Raw genomic sequence first — 24,360 nt, 5'->3', positions numbered from 1 at the left:
GATAACGCGGCCATGCAAATAATTGTGAACCCAAAACAGTTTGATGTAATACTTACCGAAAATATGTTTGGCGATATTTTAAGCGACGAGGCGAGTGTGATATGCGGGTCGTTAGGTTTATTGCCATCTGCGTCTATTGGTGTTTCCTCCGCGTTGTTCGAACCTATTCATGGCTCGTATCCACAGGCAGCGGGAAAAGATATTGCGAATCCGGTTGGATCTATCTTATCAGCAGCCATGATGCTCGATTATTTTGGATTACATAGCGAAGCAGGCGAAGTGAGAGAAGCGGTTGCGTGGACGTTGGATAACGGATTTGTATCGCAGGATATCGACCCTGAAAATCCACATTACACGTCAACAATTGGAGAATTTGCAAGCGACTATATCAGCAATGATATCCCTCCTAATATTAATGCAAAGAATATTGCATTTGGTAAGGCGACGATTATTTAATTAGGAAAGGATTTCATTAAGAATTGAAAAGATTATAATGAATAAAATATAGGGTTAATAAAAAAGTTCTTTGTTTTTCCAAAAGGGTTAGTTAAGTTTGTTAAACATTTTTTTCAATGTTAACAGGCAAACTAAATAATGGCATTCTAAATATTTCAGCAATTAATATTGCTGTCAGCGTCATTATACCTTTTAACATTGGAGATGGAATTATTACTTAAAAATAAAATCAAAGTATATAACCCCGCTCCAAAAAGCGGGGTTTTTTTATTAACCACATGTAAGAAATAAAAATTATGTATTACAATTCAAACACTTTCATTTATCACAACGGCCAGATAGTAAAGGCCGCTGATGTAAAAATTGACTTATATAGCCAAACCCTTCACTATGGTTATGGCGTATTCGAAGGCATTCGTTCTTATAAAACAGTATCAGGTACAACAAAAATTTTTAAGGAGAATGAACATTTCGAGCGATTAAAAAATTCGGCAGAAGCTTTGAACCTTCCATATCCATGGACGGCCAATGAATTAATAGAAGCGACGTACGAAATTTTAGAGAAAAATAATCAGCAGGACGCATACGTGAGACCGTTAGTGTACGCTCCGGCCAATATGAGTTTTAATCCAAATAAAGAATCCTTTATAGTAATCGAAACATGGGAAATGCAGCCTTTCCTTGGCGAAAAATTATTGCGTGTAATGACTTCATCGTTCGAAAGACCTAATCCCAAAGGGTTTAAGATTGAAGCAAAGGCAACGGGGCATTATGTAAATTCTATATTGGCCAGCCAGGAAGCAAAGTCGAAAGGTTTTGACGAGGCATTGCTGAATGATATGAATGGCTTTATAGCCGAGGGGCCCGGCGCGAATATTTTTGTTGAGAACGGCGGTGTTTTATATACTCCGCAATTGGGTAATATTTTACCAGGCATTACGCGGGCAACTGTTCTGGAATTATGCGACACAATGGATATTCCGGTTGTAGAAAAACAAATTACGACCAGTGAAATTCAAGGTGCCGATGCCGCATTCTTTTGTGGAACTGCCGCAGAAGTAATTGGCATGGAATCGTTGGATAACATACGGTTTAAAAAACAATGGAAAGATACTTTAGGAATACAAATTCAAAACGCTTATAAAAATTTAGTTGTAGAAAAAGAATTTACAACCTCAGCAATTACTATATGAACGAACTAAACAAATACAGCAAAACAATTACTCAGGATCCTACACAACCTGCTGCGCAGGCAATGTTTTATGGCATTGGCTTAACCGATGATGATCTTAAAAAACCACAGGTTGGTATTGTGAGCATGGGCTACGATGGTAATACCTGCAACATGCATTTGAACGAACTGGCAAAGCTTGTTAAAATGGGAGTGTGGGATAATGAATTGGTAGGACTCATCTTCAACACAATCGGAGTAAGCGATGGCATGAGTAATGGAACAGACGGTATGCGTTATTCCTTAGTAAGTCGCGACATTATCGCTGATTCTATTGAAGCAGTTTGTGGCGCCCAATATTATGACGCATTGATTGCGGTGCCGGGTTGCGATAAAAATATGCCGGGTTCAATTATGGCTATGGGAAGATTAAATCGTCCTTCAATTATGATTTATGGTGGAACTATTGCACCCGGTCGTTATAAAGGCAAAGATTTAAATATTGTTTCTGCCTTTGAAGCGCTGGGACAGAAAATTAAAGGCGACTTAAGCGAAGAGGATTTTAAAGGAATTGTAATGCATTCATGTCCTGGGGCAGGTGCATGTGGTGGCATGTACACGGCCAACACCATGTCAAGCGCTATTGAAGCTTTGGGAATGAGTTTACCTTACTCATCATCAAACCCAGCCTTAAGTGAAGCCAAGAAAAATGAATGCAGTGCAGCAGGAGCGGCGATTCGTTTGTTGATAGAAAAAGATATTAAGCCTTCAGATATTATGACAAAAGAGGCATTCGAAAATGCAATGACCATTGTTATGGTGCTGGGGGGAAGTACCAATGCTGTATTGCATTTGATTGCGATGGCTAATAGTGTTGGGCTGGTATTAACCCAGGATGATTTTCAAAGAATAAGTGATAAGACGCCTGTATTGGCAGATTTAAAACCAAGTGGAAAATATCTAATGGAAGACCTTCATAACATTGGAGGCGTACCCGCAGTTATGAAATTTTTATTGCAAAAGAATATGTTGCACGGCGATTGCTTAACTGTGACGGGAAAGACAATTGCAGAAAATTTGGAGCATGTTCCCCAGTTGAATTTTGAGACTCAAAAAATTATCCTTCCTTTAGAGGCGCCAATAAAAGCAACAGGACATCTGCAAATTTTATATGGCAATTTAGCCGAAGGCGGAAGTGTTGCAAAAATCAGCGGCAAAGAAGGCGAGAAATTTGAAGGACCTGCCAGGGTGTTTGACGGAGAACATCATTTAATTAGCGGAATCAATTCTGGAAAAATCAAAAAGGAGATGTTGTTGTGATAAAACATGTAGGCCCGAGAGGTGCTCCTGGCATGCCTGAAATGCTAAAGCCTACTTCAGCAATCATTGGCGCAGGCCTCGGCAAAGATGTTGCGTTGATTACTGATGGAAGGTTTAGTGGCGGCACGCATGGTTTCGTCGTCGGACATATAACTCCGGAGTCTTTCGATGGCGGATTGCTGGGACTTGTAGAGGATGATGATATTATCGAATTAAGTGTTCCTGATAAAAAAATTACTTTAAAAGTTGATGAAAAAATAATCGAAGAACGAAGAAAGAAATGGAAACAACCGGAGTTATTAGCAACGCGAGGAGTATTATATAAATATGCTAAATCTGTTACGACGGCCGCAGAAGGATGTATAACAGATAAGTGAAATTTCAAAAGATCATAATAAAATAAATTATTCGAAATCTAAAAATATTGCTATGGAAGAGATTCTTGAAAAAATAGAAAACAAAGTAACGACGCAGCCGAAAGCAAACACGTCCGTTTCGGGTTCAGAAGCTTTGCTGGAAATTCTTATTGCCGAAAATACAGAAGTAATTTTTGGCTATCCTGGTGGGGCTATTATGCCTGTTTACGATGTTTTGTGGAATTATAAAGACAAGCTAAACCATATCCTGGTTCGCCATGAGCAAGGCGCCATTCATGCTGCCCAGGGCTTTGCAAGAACATCGGGTAAACCCGGTATCGTCTTTGCAACCAGTGGTCCGGGTGCCACCAACCTTGTAACCGGGCTGGCCGATGCAATGATTGACAGCACTCCACTTGTGTGTATAACGGGGCAGGTATACGCACATCTGTTGGGCACGGATGCTTTCCAGGAGACAGACGTGATCAACATTACAACACCGGTTACGAAATGGAATTATCAAATTACGGATGCAACCGAGATACCGTCAGTATTGGCAAAGGCTTTTTACATTGCGAGGAGCGGAAGGCCGGGGCCTGTGTTAATTGACATTACTAAAAATGCTCAATTGCAGATGTTTAACTATAACGGGTATACGAAATGCAATCACATCCGCAGTTATCGTCCCAAGCCGATTGTACGAAAAGAATATATCGAAGAAGCAGCGAAACTTATTAATAGCGCGAAGAAACCGTTTGTAATTTTTGGGCAGGGAATTATTCTTGGGAAGGCGGAAAAAGAGTTTAAAAATTTTATCGAGAAAGGCGGTCTTCCGGCGGCATGGACTATTCTTGGTCTGAGTGCTTTAAACACAGATCATCCTTTAAATGTTGGTATGTTGGGAATGCATGGTAATTATGGACCCAATGTTTTGACAAATGAATGCGACGTCTTAATAGCGGTTGGTATGCGTTTCGATGACCGTGTTACAGGAAGGCTTGATAAGTACGCAAAACAGGCCAAAGTAATTCACCTCGATATTGATCCGTCGGAAATTGATAAGAATGTAAAGACAACAGTTCCCGTTTGGGGTGATTGTAAAGAGACCTTACCCTTGCTTACAAAACTTATCGACAAAAAAGATCATTCAAAATGGATTGCAAAATTTGCTGAGTATGCAAAAGAGGAAATGGATACCTGCATAACAAAAGAGCTAAATCCAACGTCCGAACAACTTTCAATGGGGGAGGTAATAAACGTCCTGAATGAATTAACCGGGGGAGACGCGGTGATGGTTACCGATGTTGGGCAACACCAAATGGTTACCTGCAGATATGCAAAATTTAATCAGTCGAAAAGTAATGTTACTTCCGGAGGTTTGGGGACGATGGGATTTGCATTACCTGCTGCTATTGGTGCAAAGTATGGCGCAAAAAACAGAACCGTAATTGCCATAATAGGCGACGGCGGTTTTCAAATGACGCTACAGGAATTGGGGACTATTATGCAGGAAGGTATCGATATAAAGATCGTAATTCTTAATAACCAGTTTCTTGGAATGGTGCGGCAGTGGCAGGAACTTTTTCATGAAAAAAGATATTCTTTTACTGATATGAAAAGCCCGGATTTTGTTGCCTTGGCAAAAGCCTATAATATTGAAGGACAAAGGGTTTCAGCAAGGGATGAATTGAAGGATGCCATAAAAGAGATGTTGGGAAGTAACCATTCTTACTTGCTCGAAGTAATGGTAGGTAAAGAGAATAATGTTTTCCCTATGGTTCCGCAAGGTTGTAGCGTTGCAGAAATAAGACTTAAATAATTTGATTATAAGCTAACAGTATTGAGGCAGTGATTTAAAAATTGCTATTTGGAAATGAAAACACCTATGGGATTAACAGATTGGAACGCCAGTTTGTACGATGATAAACATTCGTTTGTTTTTAAGTATGGTGAAGATCTCGTTGAACTTTTAAGGCCTAAAAATGGCGAACGAATATTGGATTTGGGTTGTGGTACTGGTTATTTGACAAGTTTAATCGCGGCTTCCGGCGCCAAGGTGATAGGAATTGATAGCTCGATAGAAATGGTGACGAAAGCCAAAACAGAATATCCGTATTTGGAATTCCAGGTGCAAAACGCAACTGACTTTCATTTTGATGAACATTTTGATGCGGTCTTTTCAAATGCTGTTTTACACTGGATACTGGAAAGAGAAAAAGCCGTTGACTGTATTTATGATAATTTGAAAAGACACGGAAGGTTAGTATTGGAAATGGGTGGTCGAAATAATGTGATGAAGATCATTAAAGCCCTGCAAAAGAGTTTGGTAAAAAACGGCTTTGTCGAAAATGCGGAAATGACCTTGTGGTATTTTCCAACGTTGGGCGAGTATACGTCACTGTTAGAGTCAAAGGGGTTTCGGGTCAACTATGCCATATACTATGACAGGGAAACAAAGCTGAATGACGATAAGGATGGAATTAAGGATTGGCTGAAAATGTTTGCTACGCATTATTTCAATGGAATTGAAGAAAGCAGTGTTGCAACTATTCTAACTGATGTACAGGATATATTGGAACCTACAAATTATAGAAATGGAAGCTGGTATGCTGATTACAGGCGATTGAGAGTGGTAGCATTCAAACAAAAGAATTGAAAAAAATAATTTTTAAAAAAGCATTAAATGAAACAGGAATTCACATTAACAGTTTATAGCGAAGACCAGATTGGTTTGCTAAACAGGATAACAATCATTTTTTCGAGAAGGAAAATCAATATACATACGTTAAACACTTCACCGTCTGAAGTTCCGGGAATTCATCGGTTCAACATTGTTATTGATGAAACCGAAGAAGTGGTAAAAAAATTGGTACGTCAAATTGAGAAACAGGTAGATGTTTTAAAGGCGTATTATAATAATAATGACGAAATCATATGGCAGGAAATGGCTTTGTATAAAATGCCGACAGATGCTATAACCGAAAAGGTAAAAGTGGAGCGATTGCTTCATGAATTCGGCGCCCGTGCTATTGCTATAAGAAAGGACTATACTGTGTTTGAGGCAACCGGCCATCGTGAAGAAACTGATAAACTCATTAAGTTTTTGGAGCCGTATGGACTTATTGAATTTGTGAGAAGTGCGAGAGTCGCGATAATTAAGGACAGTCAGGGTTTTCACGCTAAAGTAAAGGAGTTTGAACAAATGCAGCCCGGCGAAGAAGTGATAGAAAATGAATTTTTAGACAAGCAGGAAGAAGTGTTTAGCATGTAATGTTTTATAGGTGCTTGTTCTTCAAACCATACCAATATTAAGGATATTCGATTACGAAAGGGCAATTGAATTTTATGTTGACTGGCTTGGTTTTACAATTACATTTGAACATGTATTTGAAGAGGGCATGCCGAAGTATATTGAAATTGTGAGAGAAGGATTAGCTATTCATCTTAGTGAACATCACGGAGATTCTACGCCGGGAACAAGGGTGTTTTTTTGGGTCAGCGGTTTAAAGGATTATCACGAAATGCTGATCGATAAAAAATATAAGTACAACAGGCCTGGTTTGGAAGAAACTTTTTATGGTTCTTGGTGCGTGGAAGTAATAGATCCTTTTGGAAACAGGCTATCATTTAATGAAAAAAAAGAACAGGCATAACGGAATCGATTAAACGAAAAGAAAATGGGTATTTTAAAATAAACAAACAGAACTTTATACTATAAAATAAAACACAAAAAAATGGCAAAGTTAAATTTTGGTGGCACTGTAGAAAACGTTGTTACCCGCGATGAATTCCCGTTGGCGAAAGCACAGGAAGTATTGAAAGATGAAGTAGTAGCTGTGATAGGTTACGGCGTGCAAGGCCCCGGCCAGGCATTAAATCAAAAAGAAAATGGCATCAACGTTATTGTTGGTCAGCGTAAAAATTCCAAAAGCTGGGACAAAGCGGTACGCGATGGTTTTGTAGAAGGTAAAACTTTATTCGACATTGAGACTGCGTTAGAGAAAGGAACCATCATTTGTTATTTATTAAGTGACGCGGCGCAGATAGCCATGTGGCCTACCGTAAAAAAACATTTAACTCCCGGCAAAGCTTTATATTTTTCTCACGGATTTGGTATCACATACCTTGATCAAACAGGAATTGTTCCTCCTAAAGATGTCGATGTTTTCCTGGTAGCTCCTAAAGGCTCCGGTACTTCATTAAGAAGAATGTTTTTGCAGGGCCGTGGATTAAACAGCAGCTATGCCATCTTCCAGGATGCAACAGGTAAAGCTTTTGAAAGGGTGGTTGCATTAGGTATTGCTATCGGCTCCGGATATTTATTTGAAACTACTTTTAAGAAAGAAGTATACAGCGATTTGACTGGTGAACGCGGAACATTAATGGGTGCCATACAAGGAATATTTGCTGCACAGTTTGAGGTTTTAAGAAAAAATGGTCATTCACCTTCTGAAGCATTTAACGAAACTGTTGAAGAGCTTACGCAATCTCTTATGCCGTTAGTGGCAGAAAATGGAATGGATTGGATGTACGCTAATTGCTCTACCACAGCTCAACGTGGTGCATTGGATTGGTGGAAAAAATTTCGTGATGCTACGTTACCCGTATTTAATGATTTGTATGAGAGCGTAGCTACCGGTAAAGAAGCTGCCCGCTCGATTGAAAGTAACAGCAAAACTGATTACAGGGAAAAGCTGGAAGTAGAGTTAAAAGAATTGGCTGATAGTGAGATGTGGCAGTCTGGAAAAACTGTTAGAAGCTTGCGTCCTGAGAACCAACCGGCAGCAGACGAACCGGTTAAGAAAACTTCTAAAATAGAAGCGGCCGCTAACTGATTTTTTAAAGATGGGTTGATTTATATATGACGATAGATCTGGATAAATTAAAATGGTAATTGTTGAAACTAAATTGCCAATTAAAATATGAACATACGTAAAGCAGATGAACGGGATTTCCCGTTCATCTTTGCGTTAATGAAAGAGTTTGCGATATTTCAAAAAACGCCTGAGAAAGTTACGCTTACCCTGGAGCAGCTAATTGCTGAGAAAGATATTTTTCGATGCCTTGTGGCAGAAACGGATAATAGTGAAATTGTCGGTTTTGCCAGTTTCTTTTTTACGTATTACTCGTGGACCGGAAAGGGTCTTTACCTCGATGATTTGTATGTAAAAGAAGGTTTCAGAAATCAATCTGTTGGTAAGAAATTACTGGATGCAGTAATTGACTTTGCAAAAAAAGAGCGATGTAAAAAAGTGAGGTGGCTCGTATCAGGATGGAACACTAATGCTATTGAGTTTTATAAAAAAATGGGAGCGGTAGTTGACGATACGGATCTCATTTGCGACCTTTCTTTGCAATAGCATAGTACTGCAAATTGTGCTGAGAGATTTGTTTCTTGTCAACATTTTTCCAATGCCTGTAAAATATCGTTGAGAATATCATCAGCATATTCAAGTCCTACTGAAATGCGTATAAGCCCCGGCGTTATATTTACTTTTAATCTCTCCTCCTCCGTTAGTTTACTATGTGTAGTACTTGCAGGATGAGAAGCAATACTTCTTGAATCCCCGAGATTAGCCGTTAGTGAAAGCATTTCCAGGCCGTTTAAGAATTTTCTTCCACTTTCTATCCCACCTTTCAATTCGAAACAAATAATTCCGCCTCCGTTTTTCATTTGCTTAATAGCAATCTTATGTTGCGGGTGACTTGATAAATATGGATATTTCAGCCAGGATATTTTTGGATGATTTTCCAATTGAATTGCAATTTGCAACGCATTTTTTGCATGGCGTTCCATGCGTACATCTAATGTTTCCAAACTCTTACTTAGCACCCAGGCATTGAATGGAGATAAGGATGGGCCTGTGTTACGGCAAAACAGGTAGATGTCATGAACAAGCTTTTTATCGCCAACAATTACTCCGCCTAAAACCCTTCCTTGCCCATCTATCCATTTGGTTGCAGAATGAACAACCAGGTTTGCACCTAATTCAATTGGCTTTTGATTAACAGGAGTAGCAAAGCAATTATCAACATTCAAAATGAGATTGTGTTTTTTTGCAAGAGCGCTCACTATTCCAAGATCGATAATTTCAAGGCCCGGATTCGTCGGTGTTTCCAGGTAGATCATTTTAGTGTTAGGGCGGATGGCCGCTTCCCATTCTTCAGGATTATGTGAGCTCACATAAGTACATTCAATTCCATAATTGGGTAAGTACTTTTTTACAATATTGTGTGTACTCCCAAAAACTGCGTCACAAGATATAAGATGATCTCCTTTTTTTAATATTGCCATAAAGCTGGCAAATACGGCGCTCATGCCGGTTGCTGTTGCAACACCTGCTTCAGCACCTTCAAGCAAAACCATTTTATCAATAAATTCCTGTACAGTCGGGTTACTAAATCTGCTGTAAATATTATCGTCAGTTTCGTCAGCAAATGCTGCCCTCATCTCTTCGGCATTATCGAAAACAAAACTGCTGGTCAAAAATAAAGGCGTTGAATGCTCCATTTCATTGGAACGTTCTGCCTGGATACGGATAGCTTCAGTGATGGGATGCAACTTCATTTGGACGATACTTTTAAATGGTTCTTCGTTTAATTGGATTGCAAATGTAGTTCATGAATGTCTTTACAACAAGTAATAAACCCTGTGTAGATATTGCAATTATTCTTTAAAATAAAAAGAGGCAATGTAAAAACACCGCCCCGGTTAGACTATTATTTGCAGGAAAAAAGCCTGCAGAGGTCATGGGCGGATTTGAACCGCCGTAACAGGTTTTGCAAACCTGGGCCTAGCCGTTCCGCCACATGACCAAAATGAAACCTACACACTTCCGTTAGATTTACACCCTGTTTTCAAAGAAATGATTTTTTCATATTCCTACATTCTGAGCCCGTTTGGTATCTGATTATAGTTAGAATGAATACTTTAACGTTACACCGTATGTCATAGGATCACCAAGTACTGCAGCATATTGCCCGGCATTACCTCCCGCAGGTAAAAGTTGCTCGAAATAGTCTTTGTTAAACAAATTACGTCCCCATATAAAAGCTGAAAGACCATTGATAGCCCTAAAGCCAAGCCTCCCGTTCATCAGCGTGTAACCGTCTACGTTAAGGTATTCTGAAGGTGAGGGACTTGAAGAAAAAGAAGAACGATAGTAGCCATCTAAGGCTAAGAAAAATTTGCCCGCCTTACCGAGAAAAGCGGCTGGTGTAGTGAACTCACCGCCAAGCGACCCTGCCCATTTGGAGATGCCCGGAAGTTCGCTGCCCGAAATATCCTTGAATGCTTTTTGCACTCCATTTTCTGTTAAGCCGGTTTCTTCAAGCGGCAGTGGAGCATTCGTAAATTTTACATATTTAGCATCTGTATAAGTACCGGCACCATAGAAGGAAAAATGCCTGTTGACAGTAATATTGGCGTCAAGTTCAGCACCTTTTACGTTTACCTCTTCGGCGTTGGCAAGATAACCACGGTTGACACCTAACTCAGGCGATTGCACATTCGCCTGATAGTTTGTAATATCTGTATTGAATAATGTAAGGTTCAACGTAAAGTTTGCAGTGGGTGTCGTCTTAATACCAACTTCATAATCTTTTACATATTCTGGTTTTATTACTGCCAGGTCAAGTGCCGGTTGGCCGTTAATAACCGGCAAACCACCCACATTAACACCTATTGGTTTGTAGCTGGTGGAATAGGTTGCAAAGGCATTAATATAATCATTGGCCTTGTAGGCTAACGTAATTTGCCAGGTAATATGATTCTCATGGCCACTGGTTGCGAACGACTGGTTACTATATACGCCCTGTTGTAATTTTATTAAGGCAGAATCAGTTGTTTGCAGGCCGCCATAAGTGGTTCGGGCGTAGGTTACATCTTTTTTGTCGTAATTAAAACGGATACCGGGCAATACATGCAGCGCTTTAGTAAGTTTCCAATCAATATTGGCAAAGGCGGCTTCACTCACCGATTTAATCGTAGAGTTGGTTAGTGCACCATAGCCATCAAAGAGACCAGGTGTTTTCCACAAATCGCTGGTTGAACTTTGTACAAATCGCCATTGATCTTTGCCCGATTCTTCGTTTCCATTTGTAGTAACTTCTTGCCCGAGGACAAACAGGCCAATCACACCACTCAAATTAGAAGAAAAGTCACCTGCATAACGCACTTCCTGCGACCACTGGTGGTGTTTGGACGGATTTTGTGATTTCTCCAATGCCTGCAAACCCGTGAAATCCCTGTCGTTGGAAGGATTCCAGTTCCAGTAACGATAAGCTGTAGTAGAAGTTAATGTGCCAGAGCCAACTTTTGTGTCAACATTTACAGATGCGCCACCAAGATCATTGTCTGATCTCCACGGAGTATCGGTATCTATCAAGCGATCAAAAGGATTCGTACTTGGTAACTTATAGTTAAGATCTGCAATGATGGCATCGAATTGACGATATGCGGCACGCTTTGTCTGCACCACGCCTGCTATTACCTGTGCATACCCATCCGGGCGCTGGCGTGAGGCATCTCCTGAAAACGTAACAGCGGTATTATCTGATGCCTGGTATAACAACTGGCCATGAAGGCCGAGGTTATTAATATCGTTAGTATATCTTCCGGTACTTACGTTTTTAACTGTACCGTCGCGTTGTGTACCAGAGAAAGATAAGCGGGCTGCAAATTTCCTGCTCAAAGGCCCCGTTAGTGAGCTTTTGGCCTGAATATAACCATAGTTGCCATAACTCACTTCAAAGTTTCCTCCCGGTTTAAAGCCCGGTTTACGTGTTGTAATATTGAAAGCGCCAGAGGTGGTGTTTTTGCCAAACAAAGTTCCCTGCGGGCCCCGTAACACCTCAATACGTTCTATGTCTATAAAATCGAGTGTTGCCGCAGCAGGCCGGGCATAATAAACGCCATCTACATAGAATCCCACACCCGGATCAAGTCCATCATTAGTAAGCCCGAATGGTGATCCGAGTCCCCGGATATTAAGTCCGGTATTGCGGGGATTAGACGAGTATAGTTGAACAGATGGAACCAGTTCTTTTACGCGGTTTACATTGAAATCGCCGGCTTCATCTATTTGTTTGCCGCCTACAACCGAAATAGGAATTGGAACGTCCTGCAGTACTTCCCTGCGACGCCTGGCTGTAATAATAATGGTATCTCTTCGAAACAATGCCTGCAGCTGAACCAATATATTATTGGTATTTGCACTCCTGATAACCCGTTCTTCAGGTTTATACCCCGCAGAAGATATTATTAATGTAAAGGGAAACTTTTGATCAACGGGGAGGGAGAAATAACCCAAAGAATCTGTATTGACTCCTGTGGCAGTATTTTTTATTAACACGCTGGCGTAAGGAACACCCTCTCTATTTTCATTAACTACGTGACCAGCGAGTTGTGCGAATGCAAGAACAGGCAATAAAAATCCTGGAAGTAAAAGAATACGTTTCATGTTATTTGATCTTGATTTTTGGTCTACAATATTTATAGACTAATTAAAAATATTTGTACTTTTTTGTGAAATGGGTAAACTGTTCGTGATACATAGTCTACAAAATTAGTAGACTAAAAGTATAAAAAAATATTTGGTGAAAATGTTTCTGCTATTGACTGCAGACGGCGATAAATAAATTAGGGTAACATCGCATTCGGAAACTAAATGAGCCAGGCACTGGTAAGATTTTTAAAATGTTCATAAACGATTCTATATGCAAATATAAAGTCATTTTTAGTAGTCTACCAAATTTATAGGGTAATAATCTAAAAAATTTTTAATTAATTAAATGGGTAATAACTTTCCATAGTGTCATACAGCTTGTAAGTATCACCAACGCACCAATTGCAATAAACATTTTTTTAACGGGCACTTTTCCAACCAATCGTGCGGCTATAGGCGCAGCTAATAATCCGCCAAATATTAATCCGGCTATTTCTACTAACGGCAAGCTTTTCAAAAAAATAAAGAATGTAATGGAACTGCATAGCACAACAAAAAATTCTGCAAGACAAACCGATCCTATAACGTATCTCGGGCTTTTTCTTTTTGAAATTAATGTACTGGTAACAAGTGTTCCCCATCCGCCACCCGCAAACGAATCCATAAATCCTCCGATGGTTGCTAACCAGCCGGCTCTTTTTATTTTAGCATTAACCAGCTTCTTTTTAAAAGCCTTTCTTAAAATAAAATATCCGAGGTATAGTGTGTAAAATGAAAGGGGTATTCTTATATACGCGGCGTATTTCTGAGCAAAAAATGCAAGTGTTGCCCCGATAACTGCTCCAATAATTCCTGGTACTACGAGACTTCTGAATAATTTTTTATTTATGTTACCAAATCGATGATGACTATAACCCGATACCCCACTCGAAAAAACTCTCGCAGAGTGAACCCTGCTACTAACGATTGCGGGATTGACTCCATTGGCCAACAAAAAAGTGGTTGATATAGTTCCATATCCCATGCCTAAGGAACCATCTACCATTTGGGCAATAAAGCCGGTTAAGAGCATAATGAAGAACGGTTTTGTATCTACATACTGCGGAACTGTTTTTATTCCATCTATTAATTTGTTGAATGGAACGTAAGACAAAATACCGTGCCCTAATATCATGAAGAAAAAAGCAAGCAGGCACCAGCCAACAATTTTTTGCCATTGTTTGGCGCCAGTCTTATTAGCAGGCTCATCGTTAGTGATTTGTTTAGCGGCCAATACACTCGTTATATCATCCAGGTGTTTAACCTTCGCTTCAAAGTCACCGTTGATACCGTTTCGGATCAACTGCATATTATCCAATACATTTTCAATTTCATTTGGAATCATTTCATTGATTTGTTCCTTTAAACGTTTGGCAATAGTTGGAGACTTGCCATTAGTAGATATCGCAATTTTTAGATTCCCCTTCTTTACGATTGAGCTTAGGTAGAAATCGCAGAGCTCGGGCTTGTCAGCCACATTCACCAACTTGCCGGCACGGTGAGCATCGTCTCTAATCTGTTCACTTACAACAATATCGTTCACTGCGGCTATAATTATATCGGCATCTTCGATGTCAGCAAATGAATAAGGCCGCGCTTCAATTTTTATTTTTGAAATATCTTTCGAACGTTCATAAATACTGCCCTGGACAGTTGTGCCTACAAGGTGAATAGAAGTTTCGGGCGAGTTTGTTGTAACCGCATTTAATTTTTCCAGTGCAACATTGCCACCTCCAATAATAAGCAGGTGCAATGTTTCCAGCTTTAGGAAAACAGGAAAAAGTTTATTTCCTTCTTCAACTATTATATTTTCTTTTTCTTGAATCACTCCTAATTAAATTGATTTCCTTTCTTTTTTTAAATTGAATTGCTGAACAAAATTTACCCTGATTATATTTTGGTCTTCAAGGATTGATGTAGTACTTCTCCATTGAAATATCTTAATGTACTGGGTTTGTAAAACTGAGTGCGAACCTAATTTGAAATTTAATCCTGTAAAGGTTCTGTTCTGATCAAAAAATAAAGTATTGTTGTAATAGCCCGGATTAACAAAGACCTCGTTTCCAAAAGATAATTTCATAATATCTTTTTTTAACGGAAACTGGTATTCGAAGCGATAACGCAGGCGGAATATATATTGGTAGCTATTGACTTTTTTGTTATTAGCAGTTTTTTGCAAGAACCTTTGTTCAGTTCTTAAACGTTGAAACATATTTGACCTGTTTAATTTAATATTATAAGTTATTCCTTCCCACGGTCTCCATTCGTTCTTAAAGAAGAAATCGCTTCCCACATATTGAGCCGTTCTAAACAACAGGAAACCACTTTCCAATGCAAGGCGATCATTAAAACTATAGTTTACTCCTGGCCTAATTCCATAGAGTAACCATTTACCAGCCCAATCAGTTGTTCTTAGCTGGGCATCAGTCACTAACGACCATTTTTTATCAAAACGCAAAGTATTATTATATCCTGCCCATAAAATATTTATGTGCCGGCTTGTATGCTGCGCTTTAGATGCAACAGGCATCAACATAATTACAAGCGCTATATTTTTTCCACTAGTCACTTAGTTAATTAAATATTTTTCTGTAAGAATAGTCTCCAAATTTTTCATTCGCTTTCCTTTCTTTTTTAAAGGCAGCAAATAATTCATCAAGTTCCACGAGGATAGCCTTTTCATCAAGGCTTTCTTTATAAATTTTATTGAGCCGAAGACCTTCATGATCGCCACCAAGATGTAAATTATATCTGCCCATTGCGGTTCCTACAAAACCGATTTCGGCGTTGTACGACCTGGCACATCCGTTAGGACAGCCCGTCATTCTTATAATAATTTCTTCATCACTTAAATCATTTTTTGCGAGCAAAGTTTCAATTTTAGTGAGAAGTGAAGGCATATAACGTTGTGCCTCTGCGAGCGCTAAAGGGCATGTTGGCAGCGCAACACAGGCCATGGAATTTTTTCTGATGATTGATGCACCGTTAGTGTGTTCAATTATTTTGAAGCGTTCCAGTATTGTATTTATTTCTTCTTTGTCGCTTTCTGCAACATCGCTGATGATAATGTTCTGGTTGCCCGTGAACCGAAAATTTACTTTTCCGGTTTTGGCAATTTCAAGCAATGCAGATTTTAAAGAGACTGTCTCATCATCCAGGATTCTTCCATTTTCTATAAATGGAGTATAATACCATTTGCCTTCTTCATTTTTGTCCCAGCCGTAATAATCGCTCCGTTTATTGAAGGAATAAGGTTTCTCTTTTTCCAGTTTGAAGTCCAAACGCTTTTCAACTTCCTCTTTAAAATTTTCAACACCTAATCTGTCTACCGTATATTTCAGCCTTGCAATTTTCCTGTCACTTCGATTACCGAAATCTCTTTGCACGGTTAAAATCTCATAGATAGCTTTTAGTGTTTTTTCTTCGCTATTGGCGAATCCAATTATCGTTCCCAGCCTGGCGTACGTTTGTGCGTTTCCGTGAGTTGTGGATAAACCGCCGCCAATTGCTATATTGAAACCAAGTAGTTTATTATTTTCGATAATAGCAATGAGTCCAATATCGTTGGTAAAAACATCTATATCATTGTTAGGCGGGATTGCAATGGCGATCTTAAATTTTCGCGGCATATACCTTTCCTGGTACAACGGATCTTCTTCATCTTTTTTATCTAAAATCTTTTCTTCGTCTAGCCAAATTTCATAATAGGCTCTTGTTTTAGGCATGAGCATTTTGCTGATCTTGTCTGCATAAGCAAATATTTCTTCGTGTATGGGTGACTGTTTGGGATGAGCACTACACATTACGTTCCGGTTAATGTCGCCACATGTTGCTATAGAATCCAATTTTGATTGATTAAACTCCTTTATAGTGGGTTTTATTTTTGATTTTAAGATTCCATGCAACTGTATAGTTTGCCGGGTCGTAATTTTTATAACCCCGGTTGAATTCTTTCCTGCAATTTCATGCGCTGCTATCCATTGGTCTGAAGTGAGAAACCCGCCCGGCAAACGAAGTCGTATCATGAATGAAAATAAACGTTCCAGTTTTTTTTCTGCACGTTCTTCACGCCTGTCGCGATCATCCTGCTGGTACATCCCGTGAAATTTTATTAACGATTGATCGTCTTCACGAATGGCTCCCGTTAATTCATCGTGGAGACTTTCAACAATAGTTCCCCGTAACCCGTCGCTTTCAGTTTTAATTTTTTCTATCGGTGATAGTTGTTCCGCCATTTTAATTTTTTTTGCCTCATCCTTGTCCCTCTCCAGAAGGAGAGGGACAAGGATTATTAGAATTATCTTTTGAATTTTCAATCTTAGTCTCCGATACCATTTGTTCCCCGCTTTTTGCTAATTGGGATTATCTCAATCCATAAAAGCCAAAGCCCCTTCAGGGGTTGGGGTCAATATACGTCGGTTATATACCGGCCATCTTCTTTCAAATCGTCAAGGTATTTAACTGCGTCAACCCTTGATCTTTCGCCAAATTTTTCAATGATATCTATTACTGTATTTTCCACATCGAAGCTCATAGGATCTTTTGTGCCACAAACGTAAACATAGCTGCCGGTTTGCAACCACTCAAAAAATTCATTTCCATGTTGCAACATTTTATGCTGCACATAAATTTTTTCTTGCTGGTCTCTGGAGAAAGCCGTGGTAACTTTAGTTAGCGTTCCTGTTTCAAACCAGTTTTGAATTTCACTTTGGTATAGGAAGTCCGTCACAAAATGCTGTTCTCCGAAAAACAACCAATTTTTTCCACTCGCGCCAGTTGCATCACGCTCCGCGATAAAGGAGCGGAATGGCGCAATTCCGGTTCCGGGTCCTATCATAATTATGTTCTTATCTTCTTCGGGTAACCTGAAGCGATGGTTGGGATGAATGTAAAAAGGTAACGCATTGCCTGAGTCGAAATGTGATAAGAAATTAGATGCTAAACCGTATTTGATGTCACCATCAACTTTAAATGAATTTCTTGCTACAGTAATATGTATTTCACCTGAATGCGCCTCCGGCGAAGACGCAATGGAATACAGCCTGGGAGCGGTGGGTTCTAATATTTTTACGATCTCTGTAAATTGATCCGGATTTTTTACCGGGTGATCTTTAAGAAGATCTAATAAATCACATCTTTCAATGACGAAATCTTTTTGAACAATTGAAGCATATTGCTTTACCACCCGCTCGTGCAGGTAAGTTATATTCAGTTTTTTGTGAAGAAGGTTGTATAATGAAATTAACTCCCCCTTATAATCAACACTGGTAGTATCCTCAATCTTTGTCAAGGCGATAATCTCTTCAACAACTGCTTTATTATTTTCAGGAATGATACCTATTGAATCACCCGGTTGATAGCTTACTTCTTCTGCCTCGATCTCAATATGAAACGTTTCTTTGTTGCTGCCGCGATCATTTAAATTGATGTGAGCAAGCAATTGTCCGTTATATATTTTTTTACCCGGCGATTTTTTTGAAACAATCCTTGGTGCAACGACTGATTCCGTTGCATCCCCGTCATTGTTTAATGCTTTACATATTTCATCAAACCATTGCTCCGCCTCAGCATTATAATCAACGTCGCATTTTTGAATTGGATACAAGCGTTTACCACCTAACTTGGTCAATTGCTCATCAACATCTTCACCTGCCTTACAAAATAACGGATAGGAGGTATCTCCTAATGCAAGCACACTGTATTTTAATTTATCCAGTTTGAATCCGTTATTGTGTACATGGTCATAAAACTTTTTTGCAGCTGCCGGTGGTTCACCGTCACCGTGAGTACTGATCACAGCAAGGAAGTATTCTTCTTTAGCCAGGTCATTGAGTCTGTATTGATCCATGCTTTGAACTTTCGCATGGATGCCTTGTTTCTTTGCTTTGGCGGCAAATTCGGTAGCAAGCTTTTTAGAATTTCCTGTTTCAGTTCCATAAGCAATGGTAATTTTATTCACGCCGTTTTTCGTGATTGTCTTCTGAACCGGTGACTTTGTTGATACAATACCATTCAGATAACCATTTATCCAAATCAATTCTTCGTTAGTTGATTGTTCGATAAGATCCAATAAAGTCTTTAGTTTATTTTCAGCTAACATTCTGTTGCAAGTTTTCCGGGTTATTAATTTTGATTACCTGGTTTGTCATCGGCTTAAAATAGTATTCGCGATTATTATTATTAGTAAGCCATTCAAATTGTTCATGAAGTGATACCACCTTGCCAATAATTACTAATGAGGGAGAAATAAATTTCCGACCTCTTAAAGTGTTTTTATAATCATAGAGATTGGTTATGATCACATTTTGCAAAGGTGTTGTTGCCTGTTCCACAATGGCGAGCAATTTATCTTCATGAATGTGATTTATTGTTAATTTCTCAACCGCATTGTCTAATGTTTCAGACGACATATAGAAAACCAATGTGTCATCTGTATTGGCTAACTCTTTCCAATAAGCATCACTAACAATATCAGATTTGTAGTAAGTGAGAAAACGGACAGAAGTAGCATAACCTCTTGCTGTGAGAGGGATACCCGCAGTTGCTGCTGCACCCAATGCAGCCGTAACTCCGGGAATTATTTCATAAGGAATGTTATGGGCAACCACAGTTTCTAACTCATCCAGGATATTCGAAAAAAGAGATACGTCTCCTCCTTTCAGGCGAACAACTAATTTGCCAAGCAGGCAATAGTGAACAATTAATTCATTGATAGTTTGTTGGGGTGTTGAAATACCATGCCTGCATTGTTTGCCTACTAAAATAATCTCAGCATCGGGGTTAACGTAGGTACCCAAAATTTCATCACTCACCAGGCGGTCAGTAAGTACTATATCAGCTTCCTGTAAGTATCGTACAGCCTTAACCGTTATAAATTCAGGGTCACCAGGGCCAGCTCCTGCAATTACCAGTTTTCCGTTTTTTAATTGTTGTCCCATTATAGGTCTACTTATTTAGTAGGGTATATTTTCAAAAAAATTTTATATCTTATTGTATCATACAAGCACCAACGGTTACACAACTTGTTTCATCAATTAGTATAGCGCCGCCATTCTGCCGCAGTTCTTTGTACGAATCAAATGCAACTGGCGAGGCAGTTTTTATGGTTACCCTTATAATGTCATTTAATTTAGCTTTATCAGGTGATTCATTTTTTTTCAGTGTGTTCACATCTAATTTGTATTGAATTTCTTTCACAACGCAACGAACTAGCCGGCTGTTAATCTGGAGAAAATATTTGTTGCCGGGTTTCAATGGCTTATTATCCATCCAGCACAACATCGCCTCAAACTCCTGCGAAGTTTTCGGCTGATTATTTTCTGCAACAATCATATCTCCCCGGCTTACATCGACATCGTCTGCCAAATGCAACACAACACTTTGTAGTGCATAAGCTTCGTCAATCTCCTTACCTCCAATTTCAATGGCAGCGATTGTGCTTTCAACACCGGAAGGAAGCACTGTTACCTTATCACCTTTTTTATAAATACCGCTGATGACCTTTCCTGCATAACCCCTGTAATCGTGAAGATCTTCCGATTGAGGACGAATAACATACTGTACAGAAAACCTCGGGTCAGTAATATTAATATCTGAATCTAATTGAACATTTTCTAAATGATGCAGCAACGATTCACCCTCATACCAGGGGAAATTTTCGGATTTTTCTACAATGTTCGCCCCGTTTAATGCACTGATGGGAATATATTTTACATCTTCAAGTCCCAGGGATTTTGCCACTTCCTGGTAGTCTATAACTATATTATTATATACATCCTGCGAATTACCTACCAGGTCCATTTTGTTGATAGCAACTACTACATGGGGAATATTTAGTAGCGAAGCAATTACTGAGTGCCGGCGGGTTTGCTCAACAACACCATTTCTTGCATCAACTAAAATGATAGCCAGTTCTGAATTGGAAGCACCGGTAACCATATTTCGAGTATATTGAATATGCCCGGGCGCATCGGCAATAATAAATTTACGCTTGGGTGTTGAGAAATATTTGTAAGCGACATCAATCGTAATGCCTTGCTCTCTTTCTGCACGTAGGCCATCCGTTAGTAATGCCAAATCAATTTCTCCATTACTTTTATTTTTGCTTTGTTTTTCGATGGCAGCCAACTGATCAATCAAGATTGATTTACTATCGTACAGCAGTCTTCCAATTAATGTACTCTTGCCATCATCAACACTTCCAGCGGTTATAAATCTTAAAATGTCCATTTTATTTTGTTGTCATTTTATAATAATCGTTAAACATCGTACATCAAACATCATAAATTAAAAGTAACCCGTCTTCTTCCTGTCTTCCATTGCGGCCTCGGAAACTTTATCATCTATTCTGGTTTCGCCACGCTCGCTTGTTTTGGTGGCTATAATTTCTTTGATGATATCATCGATGTTTGACGCATTGGATTCAACCGCCGCTGTACACGTCATGTCGCCAACGGTGCGATAGCGCACTTTCTTTGTTGATACTACATCAGTTTCATCTGGAATTATAAATTCTGAAACAGAAACTAACTGTCCCTCATACTCGATGACTTCTCTTTCATGAGCGAAATAGATAGATGGTAATTCAATTTCCTCTCTCTTTATATAGTTCCAGATATCAAGTTCAGTCCAGTTGCTGATCGGGAAAGCACGAACGTTTTCTCCTTTATGAATTTTACCGTTATAGGTATTCCATAATTCAGGTCTCTGTAATTTTGGATCCCATTGACCGAATTCATCTCTCACAGAGAATATTCTTTCTTTTGCCCTTGCTTTTTCCTCATCTCTCCTGGCGCCGCCGATCAGGGCGTCAAATTTGAACTCCTCGATAATGTCAAGCAGGGTATAGGTTTGCAGCGAATTCCTGCTTGCAAATTTCCCTTTCTGTTCGGTTAGGTTTTTTTCTTTAATGGTGTCCTCTACTTTTCTTACAATTAATTTTTCACCGATTTCATTTACCAATTCATCTCTAAATTGTAATGCTTCAGGAAAATTATGACCCGTATCAATATGCACCAATGGGAAAGGAAATTTTCCGGGACGAAATGCTTTTAGAGCGAGATGTACTAACGTTATGGAATCTTTGCCACCTGAAAACAACAATGCAGGACGCTCGAACTGTCCTGCCACTTCACGCATAATATGAATCGCTTCCGACTCTAATTGCGCCAAATAATCCAAATGGTATTTACTCATCTTTAATTTTATTTAGATAACGAAGCCTGCTCATGAACATGAAGGCCACATTCTTTTTTTGTATTGTCTTCCCACCACCAGCGCCCGGCACGAAAATCTTCTCCAGGTCTTATAGCCCTTGTACATGGTGCACATCCGATACTTACAAATCCTTTATCATGTAATGAGTTATAAGGAATATCATTATCATTAATATATTGTTTTACCTCTTCTGTTGTCCAGTGGAGAATAGGATGATATTTTATTATGTTATTACTTTCGTCCCATTCAACCTGTGGCATATTGTGGCGATCTGCAGAGTGTTCTGCCCTAAGGCCAGTAATCCAGATTGAGTTATCTTTTAAAGCTCTTTTTAACGGAGCTACCTTTCTTATATAACAACAGTCTTTCCTGTTTTCAACCGATTCATAAAATGCGTTAGGACCCTTTTCTGCTACAAAATTTTCCAATGAAATAGCGTCAGGATAGTATGCCTTTATGTGGGTGTTATACTTTTCATTGGTAGCCCTCCACACAGAATAAGTTTCGGGAAATAATCTTCCTGTGTCCAGCGTGAAAATTTTTATCGGAAGCTGATTACTTAATATCTTATCGGTAATAACCTGGTCTTCATAACTAAAGCTGGTAGAAAAGGTTACAGCACCCGGAAACTGCCTGGTTAACATCAACAGATATTCATCAATGCTTACAACTTTTGCTGTTTCGGCGAGAGATAAAGTATGATCTTTTAACTCCTGTGACATTTAATGAATAGGTATTTTTTAGTTTTTATTTTAAAAGGGAATTTTTGAAAATATGGTTGTCGCTTCATCGAATTATTGACCAGTAACAACAACTCATTGAGTAGTTTGGCATAGACACCTGTGATAGAAATGATAAGTGTTTCATATATTAAAAAATCTAATAGTCTACCACAAAAGTAGGATATAGAATTTTAAAAATTACAAATATTTTTAAACACGCCTGTTTTCTTTCTTAACGATATTATAAAAATATTTACATAATTGAGCTGTGAACTAATCTTAAAGTGTTGACAGGCATTGATTTCAATAGTTTGATTAAAAGAAATATTTATGATTAATTTTTTTTGTATGATTAAAAAAAAATTTTACCAGGAGAAAAACCCACTACGTCGTATGTATCATTTATCAAAATGAATATTTCTAATTGATCCATATCAATGTAATTTCTTATTCCATCTCAATGGACGAAGCCATCAACCAGGCCTAGCTTTGCATTATAAAAATTTTAGAAAATGGAATTATTAAATGCACTTGAATGGCGCTATGCTTCAAAAAAAATGAACGGTAAAAGAGTACCCGAAGATAAAGTAGAAAATATATTGGAAGCTGTAAGGCTTGCCCCTTCATCCATTGGCTTGCAACCGTATAGCGTGATAGTTATTACCGATCCGGAACTAAAGAAGCAAATATTACCCATTGCCAACAATCAGCAACAAATTGTTGATTCTTCACATTTATTGGTATTTGCAGCATGGGATAAAATAACAACGGAACGTGTTGAAGACTTTATAAGCCTTAATGCAAAAATGAGAAATGTTTCTGTTGAATCTCTTGATGGTTTAAAGAGTAAACTTTTAAACATTTCAATTCGTCCGGAAGATGAAAATTTCGAATGGGCTGCACGCCAAACTTATATAGCTTTTGCCACGGGGATAGCTGCAGCTGCAGAAGAAAGAGTAGATGCTACACCGATGGAAGGCTTCAATAATGCAGCTTTGGACGAGTTATTAAATTTAAAAGAGAAAGGTCTTCGCAGTCTTATACTACTTCCACTTGGATATCGCGAAAAAGAAAAAGATTGGCTGGTAAATCTTCCAAAAGTGAGGAGAGAAAAAGAAAAGCTTTTTATTACACATTTAGTATAGTTAAATTAAAATCATCAAAAAAACAAAGAATGAAAAAATTATTATCTACAAATCCAAATAACTGGATGGTATTGGTGGCAAGACTCGCATTAGGAATCACAATATTTCCGCACGGTGCGCAGAAATTACTGGGCTGGTTTGGAGGCTACGGCTATAATGGAACAATGGGATTTTTAACCGGCCAAATTCATCTTCCGTGGATTATAGCTTTGCTGGTTATCTTAATCGAATTTTTTGGTTCACTTCTATTGATATTCGGCTTCCTCACACGCATTGCTGCCTTCGCAACTATGGCTAGCTTCCTGGGAGTGTTATTTACAGTTCATATTGGCAACGGTTTTTTTATGAACTGGGGAATGCAGCCTAACCATGGCGAAGGCTACGAATATTTTATTTTATTGTTTGGCCTGGTAGTTATGCCGTTGATCGCTGGTGGTGGAAAAGCGAGTGTTGATGCAGCAATTACTAAGAATAAATGATCTTAAATTA

The 24,360-nt window shown here is 38.9% G+C and carries 20 protein-coding genes, 1 tRNA gene and 1 pseudogene; 11 read left to right on the top strand and 11 right to left on the bottom strand.

The window, feature by feature from the left end; translation table 11 throughout:
- From ACO1O5_RS08005 to ACO1O5_RS07965, 9 genes and pseudogenes are all read left to right on the top strand, one after another.
- Positions 1–456, top strand: a 456-nt coding sequence (locus ACO1O5_RS08005; RefSeq protein WP_486269318.1) for an isocitrate/isopropylmalate family dehydrogenase, incomplete at its 5' end; no start/stop codon positions are given.
- A gap of 296 nt (positions 457–752) precedes the next feature.
- Positions 753–1,649, top strand: coding sequence for a branched-chain amino acid transaminase (locus tag ACO1O5_RS08000; RefSeq protein WP_486269317.1), 897 nt, complete (start codon positions 753–755; stop codon positions 1,647–1,649).
- Positions 1,646–3,324, top strand: a pseudogene (ilvD, locus tag ACO1O5_RS07995) (dihydroxy-acid dehydratase). Before ACO1O5_RS08000 ends, ilvD begins: the two are co-directional and overlap by 4 nt.
- Before the next feature lie 52 nt (positions 3,325–3,376).
- Positions 3,377–5,122 carry a biosynthetic-type acetolactate synthase large subunit gene (gene ilvB, locus ACO1O5_RS07990; RefSeq protein ID WP_486269316.1) on the top strand — a complete coding sequence of 582 codons (1,746 nt, stop codon included), beginning with the start codon at positions 3,377–3,379 and terminating at the stop codon, positions 5,120–5,122.
- Positions 5,123–5,176: 54 nt separating this feature from the next.
- A complete protein-coding gene (locus ACO1O5_RS07985) occupies positions 5,177–5,959 on the top strand; it encodes a class I SAM-dependent methyltransferase (protein ID WP_486269315.1) in 783 nt (260 codons plus the stop codon).
- Positions 5,960–5,986: 27 nt separating this feature from the next.
- Positions 5,987–6,574, top strand: coding sequence for an acetolactate synthase small subunit (gene ilvN, locus ACO1O5_RS07980; protein ID WP_486269314.1), 588 nt, complete (start codon positions 5,987–5,989; stop codon positions 6,572–6,574).
- Positions 6,575–6,584: 10 nt separating this feature from the next.
- Positions 6,585–6,956, top strand: a complete 372-nt coding sequence (locus ACO1O5_RS07975) for a glyoxalase superfamily protein (RefSeq protein WP_486269313.1) — start codon at positions 6,585–6,587, stop codon at positions 6,954–6,956.
- 81 nt (positions 6,957–7,037) lie between these two features.
- Entirely contained in the window at positions 7,038–8,138 is a 1,101-nt protein-coding gene (ilvC, locus tag ACO1O5_RS07970; protein ID WP_486269312.1) for a ketol-acid reductoisomerase, read from the top strand.
- A gap of 87 nt (positions 8,139–8,225) precedes the next feature.
- Positions 8,226–8,663, top strand: coding sequence for a GNAT family N-acetyltransferase (locus tag ACO1O5_RS07965; RefSeq protein ID WP_486269311.1), 438 nt, complete (start codon positions 8,226–8,228; stop codon positions 8,661–8,663).
- 38 nt (positions 8,664–8,701) lie between these two features.
- Here the strand turns inward: ACO1O5_RS07965 and ACO1O5_RS07960 are convergent, their stop codons facing one another.
- From ACO1O5_RS07960 to ACO1O5_RS07910, 11 genes are all read right to left on the bottom strand, one after another.
- Entirely contained in the window at positions 8,702–9,871 is a 1,170-nt protein-coding gene (locus ACO1O5_RS07960) for a trans-sulfuration enzyme family protein (protein ID WP_486269310.1), read from the bottom strand.
- A 177-nt stretch (positions 9,872–10,048) separates the two neighbouring features.
- Positions 10,049–10,119: transfer RNA gene (locus tag ACO1O5_RS07955), tRNA-Cys, on the bottom strand.
- A gap of 101 nt (positions 10,120–10,220) precedes the next feature.
- On the bottom strand, positions 10,221–12,764 hold the full coding sequence (locus tag ACO1O5_RS07950; RefSeq protein WP_486269309.1) for a TonB-dependent receptor: 2,544 nt from the start codon (positions 12,762–12,764) through the stop codon (positions 10,221–10,223).
- A 319-nt stretch (positions 12,765–13,083) separates the two neighbouring features.
- The gene (locus ACO1O5_RS07945) at positions 13,084–14,616 is read right to left on the bottom strand and encodes a TSUP family transporter (RefSeq protein ID WP_486269308.1); all 1,533 of its coding nucleotides are present in this window, start codon (positions 14,614–14,616) and stop codon (positions 13,084–13,086) included.
- 6 nt (positions 14,617–14,622) lie between these two features.
- Positions 14,623–15,357, bottom strand: coding sequence for a DUF2490 domain-containing protein (locus ACO1O5_RS07940; RefSeq protein ID WP_486269307.1), 735 nt, complete (start codon positions 15,355–15,357; stop codon positions 14,623–14,625).
- 4 nt (positions 15,358–15,361) lie between these two features.
- Positions 15,362–17,104, bottom strand: a complete 1,743-nt coding sequence (locus tag ACO1O5_RS07935) for an NADPH-dependent assimilatory sulfite reductase hemoprotein subunit (RefSeq protein ID WP_486269306.1) — start codon at positions 17,102–17,104, stop codon at positions 15,362–15,364.
- A gap of 89 nt (positions 17,105–17,193) precedes the next feature.
- Positions 17,194–18,888: a diflavin oxidoreductase gene (locus ACO1O5_RS07930; RefSeq protein WP_486269305.1), complete on the bottom strand. Its 1,695-nt coding sequence runs from the start codon at positions 18,886–18,888 to the stop codon at positions 17,194–17,196.
- Positions 18,878–19,726, bottom strand: coding sequence for a uroporphyrinogen-III C-methyltransferase (cobA, locus tag ACO1O5_RS07925; protein ID WP_486269304.1), 849 nt, complete (start codon positions 19,724–19,726; stop codon positions 18,878–18,880). The genes ACO1O5_RS07930 and cobA overlap by 11 nt, the downstream gene beginning before the upstream one ends.
- A 49-nt stretch (positions 19,727–19,775) precedes the next feature.
- The gene (locus ACO1O5_RS07920; RefSeq protein ID WP_486269303.1) at positions 19,776–21,017 is read right to left on the bottom strand and encodes a sulfate adenylyltransferase subunit 1; all 1,242 of its coding nucleotides are present in this window, start codon (positions 21,015–21,017) and stop codon (positions 19,776–19,778) included.
- A 57-nt stretch (positions 21,018–21,074) separates the two neighbouring features.
- Positions 21,075–21,983, bottom strand: coding sequence for a sulfate adenylyltransferase subunit CysD (gene cysD / locus ACO1O5_RS07915; RefSeq protein ID WP_486269302.1), 909 nt, complete (start codon positions 21,981–21,983; stop codon positions 21,075–21,077).
- Between the two features lie 8 nt (positions 21,984–21,991).
- Entirely contained in the window at positions 21,992–22,726 is a 735-nt protein-coding gene (locus ACO1O5_RS07910; RefSeq protein WP_486269301.1) for a phosphoadenylyl-sulfate reductase, read from the bottom strand.
- 512 nt (positions 22,727–23,238) lie between these two features.
- On the opposite strand from ACO1O5_RS07910, the gene ACO1O5_RS07905 reads away from it, so the two are divergent.
- Both ACO1O5_RS07905 and ACO1O5_RS07900 read left to right on the top strand, forming a co-directional pair.
- Positions 23,239–23,871, top strand: coding sequence for a nitroreductase family protein (locus ACO1O5_RS07905; RefSeq protein WP_486269300.1), 633 nt, complete (start codon positions 23,239–23,241; stop codon positions 23,869–23,871).
- Positions 23,872–23,900: 29 nt separating this feature from the next.
- On the top strand, positions 23,901–24,350 hold the full coding sequence (locus ACO1O5_RS07900; protein ID WP_486269299.1) for a DoxX family protein: 450 nt from the start codon (positions 23,901–23,903) through the stop codon (positions 24,348–24,350).
- Positions 24,351–24,360 lie beyond the last annotated feature (10 nt).

The organism is Ginsengibacter sp. (genome assembly GCF_057362405.1).
The sequence above is the reverse complement of the archived record's forward strand: the minus strand, read 5'-3'. Positions and strand labels throughout refer to the sequence as shown.

What these genes read in the sequence shown, in the direction of transcription:
- ACO1O5_RS07985 (WP_486269315.1), top strand. Translation starts at nt 5,177, where the DNA reads ATGAAAACACCTATGGGATTAACAGATTGGAACGCCAGTTTGTACGAT.
- ilvC (WP_486269312.1), top strand. Translation starts at nt 7,038, where the DNA reads ATGGCAAAGTTAAATTTTGGTGGCACTGTAGAAAACGTTGTTACCCGC.
- ilvB (WP_486269316.1), top strand. Translation starts at nt 3,377, where the DNA reads ATGGAAGAGATTCTTGAAAAAATAGAAAACAAAGTAACGACGCAGCCG.
- ACO1O5_RS08000 (WP_486269317.1), top strand. Translation starts at nt 753, where the DNA reads ATGTATTACAATTCAAACACTTTCATTTATCACAACGGCCAGATAGTA.
- ACO1O5_RS07960 (WP_486269310.1), bottom strand. Translation starts at nt 9,871, where the DNA reads ATGAAGTTGCATCCCATCACTGAAGCTATCCGTATCCAGGCAGAACGT.
- ACO1O5_RS07950 (WP_486269309.1), bottom strand. Translation starts at nt 12,764, where the DNA reads ATGAAACGTATTCTTTTACTTCCAGGATTTTTATTGCCTGTTCTTGCA.
- cobA (WP_486269304.1), bottom strand. Translation starts at nt 19,726, where the DNA reads ATGGGACAACAATTAAAAAACGGAAAACTGGTAATTGCAGGAGCTGGC.
- ACO1O5_RS07900 (WP_486269299.1), top strand. Translation starts at nt 23,901, where the DNA reads ATGAAAAAATTATTATCTACAAATCCAAATAACTGGATGGTATTGGTG.
- ACO1O5_RS07965 (WP_486269311.1), top strand. Translation starts at nt 8,226, where the DNA reads ATGAACATACGTAAAGCAGATGAACGGGATTTCCCGTTCATCTTTGCG.
- ACO1O5_RS07920 (WP_486269303.1), bottom strand. Translation starts at nt 21,017, where the DNA reads ATGGACATTTTAAGATTTATAACCGCTGGAAGTGTTGATGATGGCAAG.
- ilvN (WP_486269314.1), top strand. Translation starts at nt 5,987, where the DNA reads ATGAAACAGGAATTCACATTAACAGTTTATAGCGAAGACCAGATTGGT.
- ACO1O5_RS07930 (WP_486269305.1), bottom strand. Translation starts at nt 18,888, where the DNA reads ATGTTAGCTGAAAATAAACTAAAGACTTTATTGGATCTTATCGAACAA.
- ACO1O5_RS07910 (WP_486269301.1), bottom strand. Translation starts at nt 22,726, where the DNA reads ATGTCACAGGAGTTAAAAGATCATACTTTATCTCTCGCCGAAACAGCA.
- ACO1O5_RS07905 (WP_486269300.1), top strand. Translation starts at nt 23,239, where the DNA reads ATGGAATTATTAAATGCACTTGAATGGCGCTATGCTTCAAAAAAAATG.
- cysD (WP_486269302.1), bottom strand. Translation starts at nt 21,983, where the DNA reads ATGAGTAAATACCATTTGGATTATTTGGCGCAATTAGAGTCGGAAGCG.